A 15977-nucleotide genomic window follows, 5' to 3' on the forward strand; every position below is an offset into this window, starting at 1 on the left:
TGCCGCGAAGTGATGTTCCGGGGTGGGGACTTCGACGCCCGCGGGGCCGTGGCTCCGGGGAGTCCAGGGGGCGGAATGACGACCGATGTACGCGGTGCGAGAGCCCAGGCGCGTCCGGAGCCGGCGGCTCCCCCGCCGCTGCTGCTCGCCCCGGCCGTGTCGCCGCGCACGCTGCTCTCCCGGGCCCTGTCGATCCCGCTCGTGCTCGGCTTCACGGTCTTCCTGCCGCTGCTGGTGGCGATCCAGCCCGGCGCGGGCGTGCACGACGCCGCCTACTTCCTCCAGATCGCGCTGACCATGTACGCCGGGGCCCGGCTGTCGGCGATGATCCTCACGAGCCGGCGCAAGCTGCTCCAGGGCTCGTTCTGGCTCTTCGTCTACATGGCGATGGGAGTGGCACCGCTCGCCCAGGCCGTCCTGGGCCGGGTGCCGACGCCGGTGGTGGGTCCGCGCTCCGATCTGACGACGGCGGTCGCCCTGGTCCTGGTCGGCTGCGCCGCGTTCGACCTGGGGTCGCTCCTGGCGAGGGGCCGCGCGGGTGCGTCGCGGAAGGCGGAGGACCGCCCGGCGCTGGTGCACCGGCGACGGCTGTACCTCCTCGTGCTGCTGGCCTTCCTGTGCAGCGGTCTGTTCGTGGTCAAGCTGGGCGGTCCGGCGGTCTTCTTCTCCAGCCGCCAGGAGATCATCGCGGGGATCGAGGAGGCGGGCGTCTCGCAGGCCGACTCGCAGGCCGGGCAGGCGTTCCTGCGCGGCTTCGGCACGGTCCCGGCGCTCTTCGCGCTGCTCGTCTACAGCCGTTGGCTGGTCACCTCGCGGCGGGCGAGGCGCCGCCCCATGGTGCTCGCCGTCTTCGCCGCCCTGGTGGTGCTCAACTGCGTGGTGAACAACCCGATCTCGAACCCGCGCTACTGGTTCCTGACGGTGATGTTCTCGCTGCTGTTCACCGTCTTCCCGGTGAGCGCCGCGATGTACCGGTCGGCGCTCAGCCTGGGCGTGGTCATGGCGCTGATCGTCTTCCCGTTCTCCGACCGCTTCCGGTACGACGAGAAGAACTACCGTCCCGTCGAGACGACCTCGGTCCTGGAGCCGCTGGCGCTGAAGGACTACGACCAGGTCGGCATGTTCGCCAACACCATCACGCTCGTGAACTCGGGCAGCCGGCACCGGTACGGACGTCAGCTGGCCGGGTCCGTGCTCTTCGCCGTGCCGCGTTCGGTCTGGGCGGGCAAGCCCCGTGACACGGGGGTGATGGTCGGCCAGTGGATGGGGACGGTGAACACCAATCTGTCCTCCCCCGTCTGGGCCGAGCTGTGGATCGACTTCGGCGCCGTGGGCATGGCCGCCGGGCTGACGGGGCTCGGCTACGCGGCCGCCCGGGTGGACGGACGGTTCGCCCGCCGCGGCACGCGCAGGGCGCCACCCGGCAGTCTGATCTCCCTGGTGGTGCCGCTGGTGGCGGGCTACTCCTTCATCCTGCTGCGGGGCCCGCTGCTCCAGGCCTCGGGGCGGGTGGCGATCGCGCTGATCTGTGTCGCCCTGGTGATGACCTGGCGTCAGGACAAGGGCGCCGCGCTGCGCTGACCCTCCTGGCGCGGCGCGGCGGGCTCGGGGCGCGTGCGCGCCACCCGGGTCCACGCGGCGACGGCCTTCAGGGCGGAGCCGGCCGCGAGGCCCCAGGCCGCGCCCGCGGCGCCGCCGAGGCCGTATCCGGCGAGCATCAGGGCGACGGAGAGCAGCGAGAAGACCACCTGCACGGAGAGCGTGGCGCGCGGGCTGAGGACGCGGAGGGTGACCAGGGCACAGGTGCCCGCCGCCATCACGGCGTACTGGCTCCCGGTCGCGGGCAGCAGGGCGGCGGTGGACTGCCACGTGGCGCCGAGGAGTCGACGGCCGACGTGATCGGGCAGCGCGTACAGCACGGCGGCCCAGCCGAGCGCGACGAGCGCGAGGACGGCGGCGAGACCGGCGGCGGCCCGTACGGTCGCACGGCGGCCGCCCGCCCTGCCGAGGAGCGGCGGGCCGAAGGCGTTGACGGAGGTGAACAGCGTGTTGAGCGGTCCGAAGAGGGTGGTCGCGCCGCGCAGCGCGCCGACGACGAGGGGGCTCGCGAGGAGTCCGAGGCCGAGGACGGCGAGCTGGCTGGAGGCGCTGCCGACGGCGAACTCGACGGCGAAGCGCCGGCCGAGGTGGTCCCCCCGCAGGTGCCGGCGGAGGGACCAGGGCCGGTTCCGGACGTACGGGTGGAGCAGGGCCAGGCCGAGAAGCGCGGCGGGCATCGCCGAGAGGCCCCAGACGAGGACGAGCCGGGCGGGTGAGCCGCCGTGCGGCTGGAGCAGCAGGGCCGGTACGGCGCAGGCGAGCCGGAGCAGGTCGGCGGCGAGGGCCCGGTGGGGCTGCCGCAGGGCGGAGAAGCCGTAGCGCAGGCCGTCCTGGACGAGGACGACCGGGAGGACCGCGCCGAGGGCGAGGACGGCGAGTCCGGTTCCGCCTCCGATGACGGCGCCGGTCGCGAGGAGCAGGACCCCGGCCGCGGTGGAGGCGGCGGCGGTGAAGACGACGGCGGAGCGGACCGCCGCGCCGACCTCGTGCTCCTCGCCCTTCTCCAGGACGACGCTCTGCCCGACGAAGGCGGCCCCCAGGCCGAGGAGCACGGTGAAGACGATGTACACCATGGAGAAGGCGGCGAAGCCGTCGGCGCTGGAGGCGCGCGCCGCGATCACCAGGACGGCGATGTTGGTGAGACTGGCCGCCGCCTGGTCGAGCACCGAGGCGGCGACGGCGGCGGCACGTCTCAACGGTCGCCCGCGTGGATGTCGCCGGTCCGCACGTCCTGTGCGCGCAGGGCGCGCAGGGCGACGGTGTCGGAGCCGTCGCCGACGAGGATCTGCTCGGGTTCGGCGGCGAACTCCTCGGTCCCGGCGGGGGCGGATGCCTGAGCGGCCCGGCCGCTTCGGCCGGCGCCCGCCCCCCGGCGGGCGGCCTGCTGCTTGGCGGCCCGGCGCCGGCGGCGGCCCGGTGTGTACACGACGGCGCCGAGGACCGTACCCCCCGCGCCTCCTATCAGTTCGCGGATCCGCTGGAGGTCCGTACGGTGGACGGCACGCGGGTCGCAGACGATGAGGACGCCGTCGACGCGGTCGACGAGCGCGAGCGCGTCCGCGTAGTTGAGGACGGGCGGGGCGAGCACGACGACGGTGGAGTTGGGCGAGTCGGCCTCGGCGATCAGCCGGGAGACCCGGGGGCCGGTCAGGGCGCGCGCCACGTTCCGTACCCGCTCGCCCGGCACCAGGCCGAAGGAGCCTGACTCTCCCGCGTCGACGGCGAGCTGGCGCCTGCGGGGCCAGTCGCTCTCCTCGCCCTCCGGCGGGTTGCTCCAGCGCGGCGCGGCGGCCGCGTGGGCGCGCAGCCGCCCGGCGAGGGTGGGGGTGCGCAGGTCGGCCTCGATGAGGAGGACGTCCTTGCCGGTCTCGGCGAAGGAGGCCGCGAGATGGGAGGCGACGGCGACGGCCGCCTCGTTGGAGCCGCGCGGGGCGACGACGAGGAGGCGCCGCCGGTCGGCGAACCGCTGGTCGTAGGCGAGCCGGAAGGCGACGGAGCGGTACTCCTCGGCGACGCGGGCGTCGGTGTGGTCCTCGGCGAGGAGGACGTCGGTGGCGCCTCGGGGCAGGGTGCCGAGGACGGGGGCGCGTACGGCGCGGGCGACGTCGCCGGGCGAGCGGGGCGCGGGGTCGAAGACGAGGCGGACCCAGGCGGCGAGCAGGCCGAGCGCCACGCCGACGAGCGCGCCGAGGCCGAGGCTCATGGGCAGGCCGGGGCCGTCGGAGTAGCCGGGGGCGGTGGCGACGCGGATGACGGTGCCCGGTGACATGTCGAGCGACTTGAGCTGGGAGATCCGGCCGTCGAGTTCGTTGATGCGGTTGAGCAGGTTGGTCTTGACGCCGTACTCGGCGTCCCGGGCCGCCCCGTCGGGCATCCGGTCGAGTTCCTTGATCTTCTGGTCGTGCTTCTTGGCCACCTCGTCGAGCTGCTTCTGCTGTCCGTCGAGCATGGTGGCCCGCAGGTCGGTCCACTGCTTCTTGCGCAGTTCGAGGTAGGCCTGGGTGACCGCGTTGGCCCGGTCGGCGGCGGCCTGGGGTGTGTCGGCCGTGTAGGTGAACTGGAGCACCTGGCTCTGCGGCGGGTTGGTGACCTGCAGGTCCTTCTGCAGTTTGCCGATGGTGCCGGTCCAGCCGAGCTTCTTCGCGGCCTGCCCGGCGACGCTGCTGCTGAGCGCGGTCTGCCGCTCGGACCCCATGTTGAGGGTCTTCTCCTGCGAAATGCTGGGGTTGAACGGGTCGTTGACGGGGGCCCGGAGCACGACCTGGCTGGTGGCCACGTAGGTGTCCGCGTTGGACATCCCGAACCAGACGCCGCCGAGCAGACCGATCCCGATGCCGGCGGCGATGATCGAGCGGTAGCGCAGGAGCTGGCGGAACTGGTCGCGGAGCAGCTCCGGTTCGTCGTCCTCCACCGCGGTGACGTGCGATTGTGTCACGTGCTCGGACCCCCCAGTGCCTCTTCGATCAGTGCGTCGATCCGGGCGAGCCCGGCCGCCCTCGTCAGATGGGCCTCGACATGGCGGGGTCCCTGGGCGCCGAGCGCTTCGGCGGCCGCCGGATCGTCGCCGATTCTACGGATCTCGGCGAGCAGTGCGTCGGGATCTTCCGGAGGTACGAGGACGCCGGCGCCGGAGCGCAGCACCTCCTGGGCGGTGCCGCCCACGGCGGCCACGGAGGCGACGACGGGGCGTCCGGCGGCGAAGTACGAGGTCAGCTTGGACGGCACGCTCATGTCGAGGACCGAGGCGCGCTGGGTGACGGCGAGGACGTCGGCCGCGGCGAGGGTGTCGGGGAACGCGTCGTCGTCGACGGGTTCCATGAACTCCAGGTTGGGGACTCCGGCGCCCAACTCCGCCAGATGAGAACGCTGGTTGCCGTCGCCCAGGAGCACGATCCTGACCTTCGGGTCGCGCCGGGCCGCTTCGACGAGCACCTCGAGGCCCTGCTTGAGGCCCATGTTGCCGGAGTGCAGGACGACGGTCTCGCCCTCTCCCCAGCCGAGCCGGTGCCGGGTCTCGGCGCGGGGCGCCGAAGGGCCGCTCACATGGGACCAGTTGGGGACGAGCCGGATGCGGCCGCGGTCGACGCCCATGGCGGCCACCTTGTCGACGAACGTCTCGTGGATGACGCCCACGAGGGCGGCGCGGCGGACGGCGTACCTCTCGGCCCGGGCGGCGAGCGCGGCGGCCCGGTCTCCGCCGGCGATGCCGCTCTGCGCGGCCGCGGCACCCATCAGGTCCTGCACGACGGGAACGTACGGGACGCGCCAACGGGCCGCGAGCCGCGCGCCGATGATGCCGCCGGCGAGGCTGGGCATCTGGGCAAGGACGGCATGGGGCCGGGCCATCGCGGGCGGTGCGACGAGCCCGTGGGCGAGCACGCTGGCTTCGAACGCGGCCCGCTTCAGGGCGGTCTGGCGCGGGGGGACGGTGTGGCGGCGGCGGTGGACGACGACTCCGGCGCGCTCCTCCGTACGGCGCCATGCCTTGGCATAGGCCGGGTCGAGGGACCAGGAGGGGTAGTGCGGCATTCCGGCGAGGACATGGGTCTCGTGGCCGCTCGCCGCCCAGTGTTCGGCGATCTGTGTCGCGTACGGACCTATTCCGGCATGCTCGGGTGCGTAGTTGGTGGACACCATCAGCAGGCGCCTGCGCCCCCGTGGTGTTCCCGAGTCGCTGTTCCCCGCCGTACGATCCCCCACGCGACCGCCCCTCTCCCCCTGACGCGAACCGGTCATCACCCTAGTCGTTCACCCACTCTCAACGGAATGTGCACGCTATCGTCGAAACTCCTTTCGCGCTGGGGAGCGCGAACGCACCTGGGGGGTTTGGTACATGACCGCAGGAAGGCCGTACCGCGTCGGCTACGCGCCGGGGGCCTACGACCTCTTTCACATCGGGCACCTCAACATCCTCCGACACGCGCGCAGCCAGTGCGACTACCTGGTGGCGGGGGTGGTCTCGGACGAGATGGCCGAGCTGGCCAAGGGCCGGCGGCCGGTGATTCCGCTGGTCGAACGGCTGGAGATCGTACGGAACGTGAAGTACGTCGACGCGGCCTTCGTGGAGACGGTGCCGGACAAGCTGGAGACCTGGAAGCAGGTCCGGTTCGACGTGCTGTTCAAGGGCGACGACTGGCGCGGCACGCCCAAGGGGGAGCGGCTGGAGCGGGACTTCGCGGGGGTGGGGGTGGAGATCGTCTACTTCCCGTACACGATGCACACCTCCAGCACCCAGCTCCGGCGCGCGCTCGACATCCTGACGCAGGAGGCCGAGCCGGGCACCACCGGGGCCGCCGGTCTCGGCACCAATGCGGGCGGGATCGGCGGGGTCAGCGAGGGGCTGGGCTGAGTTCGCGGAACCACTTGGCGAGGAAGGCGAGGAGGAACACCGCGCTCGCGGCGCCGAGCGCGGTGTAGCCCCACCGGAAGAGGGATCCGCCGCCGAGGAGCAGGAAGACCAGGCAGAAGACGCCGTGGTCGACGGGGAGCAGGGCCACCGCGCGCAGGGTGGAGGGCTGCGGGGAGGGGGTGCCCGGCGCCGGGCGCGGCTTGAGCTTCTCGGTCAGCAGTCCACCGAAGAAGGTGACCACGGCGGCGAGTTGGAACCCGAGCGGGACCAGGAGCCAGCCGTCGGCGTCCGTGCCGAAGTGCTCGGGGTGACGGTAGAAGGCGATCAGCACCGCGGTGTGCAGCGCGGTGATCTTCGCGCAGTCGACGACGTGGTCGAGCCACTCCCCCGCCGGGCTGCCACCACCCCGCAGCCGCGCGAGCTGCCCGTCGGCGGAGTCGAAGGCGAAACCGACCGCGAGCCCCAGCCAGACCAGCAGACCGAGCGCCCAGGACGGACCGCCGAGGGCCACTCCGGCGACGGCCGCGAAGCTGAACAGGGCGCTGACCAAAGTGACTTGATTAGGGGTCAGTCCGACCCGGTGCGAACCGGCCGCGAGGAGGCGCCCCACCGGGCGGTTGACGAACCGCGAGTAGAGCGAGACCCCCTTCGCCGACTTCTGGGCGGACTTCAGCTCGGCCAGCGCGGTCCCGAACGTTCCCACGAACTCCCCCGGGTCTGTGTGCGAGTTTCGTACTTTCGTACGTGATGGCGCACATCATCGCATCACCGGGGGGTTCGCGGTGGCCGGTCCGGCATGATCCAGACGCCCTACGCCTCCACCGCCTCCGCCTGGCGGTTCTCCTTGATCGTGATCCGGCCCTTGCGGATCGTCGCGAGGCGCGGGGCCCGCCGGGCGATCGCACTGTCGTGGGTGACCATCACGAACGTCAGCCCGTGCTCCTTCCAGAGCCCTTCGAGCAGCTCCACGATCTCGTCACGCATCGACTCGTCGAGGTTGCCGGTCGGCTCGTCGGCGAGAAGGACCTTGGGCCGCTTGACCAGGGCCCGGGCGATCGCGACGCGCTGCTGCTGTCCGCCCGAGAGCTCGGACGGCAGGTGCGACCGGCGCTCGCCGAGACCGACGGCCTCCAGCGCCTCCGCCGCCATGGCCCGCCGCTCACCGGCCCTGATGCCCATCGGGACGAGTGCGGTCTCCACGTTCTCCTGGGCGGTGAGCGTGGGGATGAGGTTGAAGAACTGGAAGACGAAGCCGATGTTCTGACTCCGTACCGCCGTCAGCCGGCTCTCCGGAAGTCCGGCCAGATCGACGCCGTCGAGCATGACGCTGCCCGCCGTGGGCCGGTCGAGACCGCCCAGCATCTGCAGCAGCGTGGACTTGCCGCCGCCGGTGGGACCCTGGATGACCAGCCGGTCGCCCTCCCTGATGGTGAGGTCGATCCCGGCGAGGGCGTCGACTCTCTCCTGGCCCCTGCGGTACTGCTTGGTGACGCCTGTGAGTTCGTACATGGTGCAACTCCTGCGATACGGGAAGGGGTTCGGGGCTACCGGCTACTCGACGCGGCGCAGCGCGTCCGCCGGGCGCAGGCGCGAGGCGCGCCAGGCGCCGAAGCCGCCCGCGACCAGACCGCCGCCGAGGGCGAGGAGGACGGCGAGGCCGACGGTGGTGAGGCTCACGGGCGCCGTGAGGGCGATGTCGAGCGTGTTGCCGCCGCCCCCCGCGTCGCGGACCGCGGCCATGCCGGGGCCGCCGAGCATCCGGCCGCCGCCGGGGCCGCCGCCCGACAGCGCGCCGCCGCCGAGCTCGGCCGTGAGGGTGGGGCTGACGGCGGTGACGAGGTAGGCGCCGGCGAGGCCCACGGCGATGCCGAGCGCGCCTCCGATGAGGCCGTTCACCAGCGCCTCGCCCATCACCTGCCGGGTGACCCGGCCGCTCTTCCAGCCGAGCGCCTTGAGGGTGCCGAACTCGCGCACCCGGCGGCTGACGGCCGAGGAGGTGAGCAGCCCCGCGACGAGGACGGCGGCGACGAGAACGGCGTACGAGAGCCATTTGCCCACGTTGGCCGCCAGGTCGGCCGCGGTGTCGAGGGAGCCGGAGACGGTCTCGGCGAGGTCGGCGGAGGTCGTGACCGTGGTGCCGGTGACGTTCTTCTGGATGGCGGCCTTGACGGCTTCGATCTTCGTCGAGTCGGTCGCCTTCACATAGACGGTGGTGATCTTGTCCTTGGAGTCGGAGAGCGTCTGCGCCTTCGTGAGCGGCAGGTAGACCTGGGCGGCGGCCTGGCCGCTGTCGGCGGTGGCGATGCCGACGACCTCGAACTTCACGCCCTTGACCGTGAGCGTCTCGCCGACGTCGAGGCCCTCCTGCTTGGCGTACGCGCTGTCGATCACGACGACGGCGGCATCGGTCTCGGTGGCCTTGAACGTACGGCCCTTGGTGAGGCTGGAGGTGGTGAGGGGGCCGAGGCCGGGGGCGGTGACGTCGGTGCCGTAGAGGGTGAAGGAGTTGACGTCGAAGGCGGCGCCACCGCCTTCGACACGGCCTCCGCCGCCGTTGCCGCCGCCCGGGCTGCCGGGCTGGGCGGGCTCGGCCTGCTTGAACTCGCCGCGCTTGAACTCGCCGTCGATCTTGAGGTTGACGAGGCTCAGCCCGCCGACGGCCTGGGCGACACCCGCCTGCTTCGCGACCGTGGCGGAGGTGGAGGCGGGCAGGGTCTGGAACCCCTGGACCATCAGCCGGTCGCTGCTCTGCTCCTCGCCCTCCTCGCCGGCGTCGAACTCGAACCGCGGCCGCTGCACCTGCCCACCGCCCTGGGGCTCTTCACGGGCCTTGGTGACGGTCAGATCGGTGCCGAGCCCGTAGAGGGACTCCAGGACCTGGGTCTGGGCCTGCTTCATGCCGGAGGCCACGGAGTTGACGACGATGACCAACGCGATCCCGAGCGCGAGCCCGGAGGCGACGACGAGCGCCGCCTTTCTGCGACGGCGCAGTTCGCGCCGGAGGTAGGTGAAGAACATGGGCGCGAAGCTAGGTGCGTGCGGTGATGGCTGGATAAGGCCCGCGTGAGAGTGGGATGAGAGTCGGGGGCTCGGCTCAGGGGACGTACGCGAGGGGGTCCGCCAGGACGTGGCGGATGACGAACGCGGCCGCGCCGCGTGACGCGGGGCTCGCGGCGGAGGCGGCGCGCAGGCGGCCCCGGCCCACCGGGCTCGCGGCCGACGCGGCGCGAAGGCGGCCCACCGGGCTGACGGCGGACGCGGCGCGCAAGCGGCCCGCCTTCGGCGTCCAGAGGCCGGAGACGACCCGGCGGGCGAGTTCGGCGTCGACGGCCGGTCCCAGACGGGGCATCAGACGCGGGTAGATCCCGCCGAGGACGACGGCCTCGGGGTCGAGCAGGTTCACCGCGCCGGCGAGCGCAAGACCGAGCATCCGCCCCGCCTCCTCGACGGCGGCCACCGCTCGCGGCTCGCCCGCGTCGGCGCGGCGCGCCAGCTCCTCCACATCGGCCGCGCCCGCCGACCGCAGCAGGGCCGTCTGTCCCGCGTACTGCTCGAGGCAGCCGCGCGAGCCGCAGCGGCACAGGCGGCCGTCCGCGTCCACGGGCAGATGGCCGATCTCGCCCGCGAAGCCGTGCGCGCCGCGCAGCAGTTCGCCGTCCACGACGATCGCCCCGCCCACGCCGATCTCACCGGTGAGGTACAGGAAGCTCCGTACGTCGCCCAGGGCGCCGAACCACAGCTCGGCCAGCGCCGCCGCGTTCGCCTCGTTGTCCGAGGCGACCGGCAGCTCCGGCCCGGAGCGGTGCTTCGCGAGCAGCGCGGCGCCGAACAGCCGGTCGGCCGCCACACGGTTCCAGCCGAGGTTGGGCGCCTGGCGGACGGTGCCTGACGAGACCAGGCCCGGCAGGGCGAGCCGGACCCCGACCGGTCTCAGCTCCAGGTCCGCCGCGCTCCGCAGGGCGCCCGCCGCGATCCCGGCGGCGCGCGCGAGGACGTCGTCCGGGTCGGCGGCGCGGTTGTCGACGGGTTCGGTGACGCGGACCCGGTCGGCTCCCGCGAGGTCGACGACGCAGACGGACACGTAGTCGACGTTGATCTCGACCCCGAGCCCGGCCGGACCTGTGCCGGCCGCCTTCAGGACCGTCCCCGGCCGTCCGGCCTGTCCGCTGAACGTCTTGCCCGACTCGACCAGGAAGCCCTGTTCCAGGAGCTGTTCGACGAGGGAGGAGACAGCCGCACGGGTGAGTCCCACCCGCGCGGCGACGGCCGCGCGGGTCGTCTCGCCGGCCTCGTGGACGGTCCGCAGGACGAGGCTGAGGTTGTGCCGCCGCACGCTCGCCTTGTCGGCCTTGGGCTCCCGGGGCCCCGCTTCCACCCGCGCCCGCCCCTCACCGCTCGCATTCCGCGCAGGCGTACCGGCCGCCGTCGTGCTCTCGGCAGCCCCGCCTCCGGCCTCGCCGCCTTCGGCCGCCGGTTTCCGTCGCTTCGGGCGGGCGTCCCCGGTCCGCGGAGTCTTCGTCATCGTGGCGACGAGCCTAATCCCCCGCCTCGCCGTTGCCTCCCAGGCCGTGGCGGTCAGGGCCGAGCGCGACCATGACCGCCGCGCGGACGGCGAGGCCCGGTCCGCCGCGCGGTAGGTTTCCGGCGGGGCGACGGGGGAGCCCGGCGCTCGTGCGAGTCGGCCGCCCATCTGCGCCTCCCCCCGCGCCGTCCTCGCCGGCCGGCTCGCCGCACTCACCGCGTACCGTCCGTCCCACAACGCTCCCCGAGAGGTCCGCACTCATGAAGATCCTGGTCGTCGGCGCCGGAGCCACCGGAGGCTACTTCGGGGGGCTGCTCGCCCGTTCCGGACAGGACGTCACCTTCCTGGTCAGGCCGCGCCGCGCCGCCGTGCTGCGCGAACGCGGCCTGCGCATCACCGGCCGGGGCGAGGCGTGGTCCCTGGAGCCCCGTCTCGTCACGGCCGACGCGCTGACCACTCCGTACGACCTCGTCCTTCTCTCCGTGAAGTCCACAGCCCTCGAGCAGGCGATGGAGGACATCGCCCCGGCCGTCGGCCCGGACACGGCGATCGTGCCGCTGCTCAACGGTCTCGCCCACATCGACGCCCTGAACGCCCGGTTCGGTGCCGCGCCGGTCCTCGGCGGCGTCGCCAAGGTGGTCACCACGCTCGACGAGGAGGGGGACATCGTCCGGCTCGCGCCGCTCGCCCATCTGACCGTCGGAGAGCAGAACGGGTCCCCGTCACCCAGGGTGGAGAAGCTCCGCTCCGCCCTCGCGGAGGCCGGCATCGACGTCCTGGTCCCGGAGGACGTGATGGCCTCCATGTGGCACAAGTGGGTCTTCATCACCACCTTCGGCGCGGTGACGAGCCTGATGCGCGGCACGGTCGGCGAGATCAACGCCGTCCCGGGCGGTGCGGACCTGGGCCCGGCGGTCCTCGACGAGGCCGCGGCCGTCTCGGCGGCGGCGGGCCATCCCGTACCGGAGCCGGAGCGCGCCGCGACCCTGGGCATCGTCACGGCGACGGGGTCCCCGATGGTGCCCTCGCTCTACCGTGACCTGATCGCCGGACGCCCGACGGAGGTCGAGCACCTCTTCGGCGACCTGGTGACCCGGGCCCGCGCCTTCTCGGTGCCCACCCCGCTCCTCGACCTGGCGACCCTCCACCTCCGCGTCCACCAGGCACGCGTCTCGGCCGTGCGCTCCTAAAACGCCCCGCGTCCGCAGGCCGGCACCTCCCGATTCCGGTCTGTCACTCACCGAACCCGCTGTCAGAGGCGCCCGTTGCTGTGCGGGAAAATGATCGACCAGAAAACAGGGAGGGCCCGTGCGGTTCGGCGTTCCGGGCCGCAGGGCAGACGCGTGTGCAAGGACCTGTCGCGGGTCGGGCTCACCACGTCCGCGTCCCGGGTACGGGCCGTCCCGGTGGCCCTCCGCGAGGAGGGGCACTCGGCGGCCGTGCACGCCTGGGTGGAGGCCCGGCTCCAGCTCCTGACCGCCGTCGAACTCCGCTCGCGGGCCGGGTAGGCGGCCTGGGGCCTGCCTTTCGCATCAGGCTCTAGCGGCCGAGCCATCCGCGCAGCAGCCTGCTCACGGCCGGCATCGCCACGTACGTCATGAGGACGTTGAAGACGGCGGCGACGACCGCGCTGCTGAGCAGGAGAGGCAGGGTGGTCAGACGGGGCACGAGGAAGAGGCTGCCCAGCAGAGAGATCGGGTAGATCGCGAGCGTCGCGCTGATCGCCATCTTCCACCGGGGCGGCGCGGGCCGTGTCGAGCCCGGCTCGGCGAACCAGGTCTCCATTCCGGTCAGTTGACGCCGGGCGATCTCGGTGTGGTGGTGGCCCTCGCAGTCGGCGAACCAGGCCGCCCGCTCCGGCGACTCCTGCCAGGCCCGGCAGGCCGCCGCGTCACGGAAGCGGTGGACGAGGAACCAGGGGGCGTCGCCGCCCGAGGAGCGGAAGAGTCCGTACCCGAGGTGGCCGGGGAAGGCGGCCGCGCTGTCCAGGATGCCTCTCGCCCAGCGCTCGAAGGCGAGCTCGTAGCCGGGTTCCACCCGGCGGGCTATCAGCAGGGTCACCTCGCCGGTGTCGGCGGGGACGGTGGCGTGTTCGAGACTCACCGCGGTCACACATACTCCTCGTGATCACACCGCGCCCGCCCCCACTCTACGGGGGGGCGGACCGAGGGCCGGGCGGGCACCCCGTGTGCCGTCGGTATGATCACCACACCCGGATGTAGCGCAGAGGCAGTCGCACCGACTTCTCAGGTCGGGTCACGTCGGTTCGAATCCGATCGTCCGGGCGCTTCCGGTCCTGTAGCGCAGAGGCAGTCGCGCCCTCCTGCCCGGAGGGAACACGCCGGTTCGAATCCGGCCGGGACCACGACGACGGACGACGGCAGGGCGGAACGGACATGGGGCGGGTCGGCGAGGAGATCAGCGACGAGGAGCTCGCCGCCTTCGACCGTACGGTGGGCAGGCTCCGCGCCCTGCCCGTCGACGATCCGGTCCGTCTGCGCGCCGAGCAGGTCGCCGCGGCCTTCGCCCGTGACGGCCGCACCCGGCGCCGCAAGGCCCGCAGGGGGGCGCTCGGCGAGGCCGACGCCTCGGTCGTGGCCGCCACGGCGACCGGCGCCGTCACCCGCCGCGAGGACGCCCCGCTGGGCAGCGAACACGCGGGCGGGGGCGGGGTCTTCCACCGGCCGCGGCGCTGCTACGTCTGCAAGGAGCACTACCGGGAGGTCGACGCGTTCTACCACGCGCTCTGCCCTGGGTGCGCCGCCGACAACACCGCCCGCCGCGCTCTGTCGACCGATCTCAGCGGGCGGCGCGCCCTCCTCACCGGCGGCCGGGTCAAGATCGGCTTCCAGCTGGCGCTGATGATGCTCCGGGACGGCGTCGAACTCCTCGTGACGTCGCGCTTCCCGCACGACACGCTCCGCCGGTTCGAGGCCGCGCCGGGCAGCGCGGCGTGGCTCGACCGGCTGACGGTCGTCGCCGTCGACCTGCGCGACCCGCGCCAGGTCCTCGGGCTCTGCGAACGGCTCCGCGCGGACGGCGAAACGCTCGACATCCTGGTCAACAACGCCGCCCAGACAGTCCGTCGCCCGCCCGAGTCGTACGCGCTGCTCGCCGCGGGCGAGAGGGCGGCGCTCCCCCGTGCCGCCTGGGCCGCACCGGGCTACGCCCCGCTACGGGCCCTGGAGGCGCCTTCCGCCGGGGGCGCGCTGGCGCTGGTACTCGCCGAGGCGGACGAGGCGGGCCTGCTGCCCGACCATGCCCCTGTGAACTCCTGGTCGGCACGGATCGGCGCGCTGGACCCGGCGGAGCTCCTGGAGACCCAGCTCGTCAACGCGCTGGCGCCCGCGCTGCTCGTGGACCGGCTGCTGCCGCTGCTGCTCGCCTCGCCCCGGCCGAACCGGTACGTGATCAACGTGACCGCCGTGGAGGGCCGTTTCGCCGCACGGCGCAAGACCGCCGGGCATCCCCACACCAACATGGCCAAGGCCGCGCTCAACATGCTCACGCGCACGAGCGGGCCCGAACTCGCCTCCCAGGGTGTCCACATGTGCAGCGTCGACACCGGCTGGATCACCGACGAGAACCCCCTGCCGAAGAGGAACCGGCTCGCCGCCGAGGGGTTCCGTACGCCGCTGGACATCGTGGACGGGGCGGCGCGGGTGTACGACCCGATCGTCCGCGGCGAGGCCGGCGCGCCGGTGTCCGGCGTCTTCCTCAAGGACTACCGGGAGGCGGAGTGGTGAGCGGGCGGGAGAACGCGGCAGGCGGCTCCCGGGGAGGCGGGGACACGTTCGCGGGTGTGCCGTCCGTCCTGCCCCGTTCGATCGCCGACCTCGGTCCGCTGATCGCCTGGCTGCGCGGCGGTGGGGCGGCCGAACGGAGACTCGACTTCCCGGCGGGTACGGCGATGCCCGACGGGCGGCTCGACCTGTGCAAGCAGGCCCTGGGCCCGGAGGGCGCCGCGCTGATCGCCGAAGCCCTCGGCGAGACTGCCGGACCGGCGGGTGTCCGCCATCTGCTCCTGGGCACGGACGGGCTCGGTGACGACGGCGCGGCGGATGTCGCGGAGAAGACCGTGGGCGCGGGCGTCGAGACCCTCTATCTGGGCTGCAACGGCATCACCGCGGGCGGTGCGTGCCGGATCGCCGACAGTCTGCGGGCCTCCGAGCACGTCGTCAGCGGGGTGTGGCTCAAGCGCAACCCGCTGGGCACGGAGGGCGGCAGGGCGGCTGCCGACCTCGTGGCCGCCGCGTCCGGGCTGCGCACCCTCGACCTCGTGCAGACCGGGCTCGACCCCGCGGGCCTCGCCGTTCTCGCCGAGGCGCTGCTCGCGGCGGCCGTCTCCGGCCGCCGGATCGAACGGCTCTTCGTCGGCGGGAATCCGCTGGGCCGCGCCGGGGCCGTACCGCTCGCCGCGCTGCTGTCCGCCGGGGCGGTCGCAGAACTGTACGTCTCGGCGGCGCGGCTGGGCGACGAGGGGGCGCTGCTCCTCGCCGACGCCCTGGAGCGCGCGCCGTACGGCCGTACGGCCCGGCTCTCCGTCGCCAGCAACGGAATCGGGCCCGGGGCCGCCGCCCGGCTCGTCGCCGCGGCGGCGGGCGCGGGCGTCGAGTTGCTGGACCTCGGCCGGGTCCGGGCCGCCGGGACGCTCGGCGCGACGGACAACCACGTCGACCTGGCCGCCGCGACCGCGATCGGCGAGACGCTCGCGGCGTGCGAACACCGTCTGACCCATCTCGTCCTCGCCCACACCGGCCTGCGCAGCCGCGAGGCGCACCGGCTCCTCGACGCCGCGCCGCGGGCGGTCACGGCGACACGCTTCGTGCTCGGCAAGGGCATCGCGACCAGCGTCCGGCGGCGGCTCGACGCGTTCAGCGCACACCTGCCGAGGCCGACGGTGTCCGCGGACGTCGACGCCGTCCGCAGCGTCCACCGCACGGCCGCACCGGCCCCACCGGCAGCGACGGACCCCCCGGACCCGGCCACCGGCGACTGACAGCCGGG

Annotated in this window: 14 protein-coding genes and 2 tRNA genes; 8 read left to right on the forward strand and 8 right to left on the reverse strand. The window is 73.5% G+C overall.

Going from position 1 to position 15977, the window contains the following annotated elements:
* Nucleotides 1-75 precede the first annotated feature (75 nt).
* Nucleotides 76-1581: a hypothetical protein gene (locus tag ACF1G2_RS03255; protein WP_391796589.1), complete on the forward strand. Its 1506-nt coding sequence runs from the start codon at nucleotides 76-78 to the stop codon at nucleotides 1579-1581.
* On the opposite strand, the gene ACF1G2_RS03260 is transcribed toward ACF1G2_RS03255, so the two are convergent.
* From ACF1G2_RS03260 to ACF1G2_RS03270, 3 genes are read right to left on the reverse strand one after another with little or no spacing between them, the layout of a single operon-like run.
* The gene (locus ACF1G2_RS03260) at nucleotides 1554-2795 is read right to left on the reverse strand and encodes a hypothetical protein (RefSeq protein WP_391796590.1); all 1242 of its coding nucleotides are present in this window, start codon (nucleotides 2793-2795) and stop codon (nucleotides 1554-1556) included. The genes ACF1G2_RS03255 and ACF1G2_RS03260 overlap by 28 nt on opposite strands.
* Nucleotides 2792-4534 (reverse strand): lipopolysaccharide biosynthesis protein, encoded by a 1743-nt coding sequence (locus tag ACF1G2_RS03265; RefSeq protein WP_391796591.1) that lies wholly within the window; start codon nucleotides 4532-4534, stop codon nucleotides 2792-2794. The genes ACF1G2_RS03260 and ACF1G2_RS03265 overlap by 4 nt, the downstream gene beginning before the upstream one ends.
* On the reverse strand, nucleotides 4531-5736 hold the full coding sequence (locus ACF1G2_RS03270) for a glycosyltransferase family 4 protein (protein ID WP_391797021.1): 1206 nt from the start codon (nucleotides 5734-5736) through the stop codon (nucleotides 4531-4533). The genes ACF1G2_RS03265 and ACF1G2_RS03270 overlap by 4 nt, the downstream gene beginning before the upstream one ends.
* 196 nt (nucleotides 5737-5932) lie before the next feature.
* Between ACF1G2_RS03270 and ACF1G2_RS03275 the strand changes: the two genes are divergently transcribed.
* Entirely contained in the window at nucleotides 5933-6448 is a 516-nt protein-coding gene (locus ACF1G2_RS03275) for an adenylyltransferase/cytidyltransferase family protein (protein ID WP_391796592.1), read from the forward strand.
* Here the strand turns inward: ACF1G2_RS03275 and ACF1G2_RS03280 are convergent.
* The 4 genes from ACF1G2_RS03280 to ACF1G2_RS03295 all read right to left on the reverse strand — a co-directional run bounded on the left by ACF1G2_RS03280 (nucleotide 6429) and on the right by ACF1G2_RS03295 (nucleotide 10970).
* Nucleotides 6429-7151 (reverse strand): CDP-alcohol phosphatidyltransferase family protein, encoded by a 723-nt coding sequence (locus ACF1G2_RS03280; RefSeq protein ID WP_391796593.1) that lies wholly within the window; start codon nucleotides 7149-7151, stop codon nucleotides 6429-6431. The two genes, ACF1G2_RS03275 and ACF1G2_RS03280, sit on opposite strands and share 20 nt — an antisense overlap.
* 107 nt (nucleotides 7152-7258) lie before the next feature.
* Nucleotides 7259-7957 (reverse strand): ABC transporter ATP-binding protein, encoded by a 699-nt coding sequence (locus ACF1G2_RS03285; protein WP_391796594.1) that lies wholly within the window; start codon nucleotides 7955-7957, stop codon nucleotides 7259-7261.
* A gap of 42 nt (nucleotides 7958-7999) precedes the next feature.
* Nucleotides 8000-9466, reverse strand: a complete 1467-nt coding sequence (locus tag ACF1G2_RS03290) for an ABC transporter permease (protein WP_391796595.1) — start codon at nucleotides 9464-9466, stop codon at nucleotides 8000-8002.
* Nucleotides 9467-9542: 76 nt separating this feature from the next.
* Nucleotides 9543-10970, reverse strand: coding sequence for an ROK family protein (locus ACF1G2_RS03295; protein ID WP_391796596.1), 1428 nt, complete (start codon nucleotides 10968-10970; stop codon nucleotides 9543-9545).
* A 260-nt stretch (nucleotides 10971-11230) separates the two neighbouring features.
* Here ACF1G2_RS03295 and ACF1G2_RS03300 point away from each other — a divergent pair, with 260 nt between their 5' ends.
* The gene (locus ACF1G2_RS03300; protein ID WP_391796597.1) at nucleotides 11231-12160 is read left to right on the forward strand and encodes a ketopantoate reductase family protein; all 930 of its coding nucleotides are present in this window, start codon (nucleotides 11231-11233) and stop codon (nucleotides 12158-12160) included.
* A gap of 153 nt (nucleotides 12161-12313) precedes the next feature.
* Nucleotides 12314-12478 carry a hypothetical protein gene (locus ACF1G2_RS03305; protein WP_391796598.1) on the forward strand — a complete coding sequence of 55 codons (165 nt, stop codon included), beginning with the start codon at nucleotides 12314-12316 and terminating at the stop codon, nucleotides 12476-12478.
* 31 nt (nucleotides 12479-12509) lie between these two features.
* Here the strand turns inward: ACF1G2_RS03305 and ACF1G2_RS03310 are convergent, their stop codons facing one another.
* Entirely contained in the window at nucleotides 12510-13082 is a 573-nt protein-coding gene (locus ACF1G2_RS03310; RefSeq protein ID WP_391796599.1) for an antibiotic biosynthesis monooxygenase, read from the reverse strand.
* 100 nt (nucleotides 13083-13182) lie between these two features.
* Here ACF1G2_RS03310 and ACF1G2_RS03315 point away from each other — a divergent pair.
* The 4 genes from ACF1G2_RS03315 (at nucleotide 13183) to ACF1G2_RS03330 (ending at nucleotide 15969) form a co-directional block, all read left to right on the forward strand.
* Nucleotides 13183-13255, forward strand: a tRNA-Glu gene (locus ACF1G2_RS03315).
* Nucleotides 13256-13262: 7 nt separating this feature from the next.
* Nucleotides 13263-13335 (forward strand) — tRNA-Gly (locus ACF1G2_RS03320).
* 31 nt (nucleotides 13336-13366) lie between these two features.
* On the forward strand, nucleotides 13367-14716 hold the full coding sequence (locus ACF1G2_RS03325; RefSeq protein ID WP_391796600.1) for an SDR family NAD(P)-dependent oxidoreductase: 1350 nt from the start codon (nucleotides 13367-13369) through the stop codon (nucleotides 14714-14716).
* The gene (locus ACF1G2_RS03330) at nucleotides 14713-15969 is read left to right on the forward strand and encodes a ribonuclease inhibitor (RefSeq protein ID WP_391796601.1); all 1257 of its coding nucleotides are present in this window, start codon (nucleotides 14713-14715) and stop codon (nucleotides 15967-15969) included. The genes ACF1G2_RS03325 and ACF1G2_RS03330 overlap by 4 nt, the downstream gene beginning before the upstream one ends.
* Nucleotides 15970-15977 lie beyond the last annotated feature (8 nt).

Source organism: Streptomyces sp. NPDC013457 (assembly GCF_043089925.1).
Taxonomy (GTDB): Bacteria; Actinomycetota; Actinomycetes; order Streptomycetales; family Streptomycetaceae; genus Streptomyces.

Bases quoted from the DNA above. Each gene is read 5' to 3' on its own strand.
- ACF1G2_RS03285 (WP_391796594.1), bottom strand. From the start codon at position 7,957: ATGTACGAACTCACAGGCGTCACCAAGCAGTACCGCAGGGGCCAGGAG.
- ACF1G2_RS03290 (WP_391796595.1), bottom strand. From the start codon at position 9,466: ATGTTCTTCACCTACCTCCGGCGCGAACTGCGCCGTCGCAGAAAGGCG.
- ACF1G2_RS03300 (WP_391796597.1), top strand. From the start codon at position 11,231: ATGAAGATCCTGGTCGTCGGCGCCGGAGCCACCGGAGGCTACTTCGGG.
- ACF1G2_RS03325 (WP_391796600.1), top strand. From the start codon at position 13,367: ATGGGGCGGGTCGGCGAGGAGATCAGCGACGAGGAGCTCGCCGCCTTC.
- ACF1G2_RS03255 (WP_391796589.1), top strand. From the start codon at position 76: ATGACGACCGATGTACGCGGTGCGAGAGCCCAGGCGCGTCCGGAGCCG.
- ACF1G2_RS03275 (WP_391796592.1), top strand. From the start codon at position 5,933: ATGACCGCAGGAAGGCCGTACCGCGTCGGCTACGCGCCGGGGGCCTAC.
- ACF1G2_RS03295 (WP_391796596.1), bottom strand. From the start codon at position 10,970: ATGACGAAGACTCCGCGGACCGGGGACGCCCGCCCGAAGCGACGGAAA.
- ACF1G2_RS03270 (WP_391797021.1), bottom strand. From the start codon at position 5,736: ATGGTGTCCACCAACTACGCACCCGAGCATGCCGGAATAGGTCCGTAC.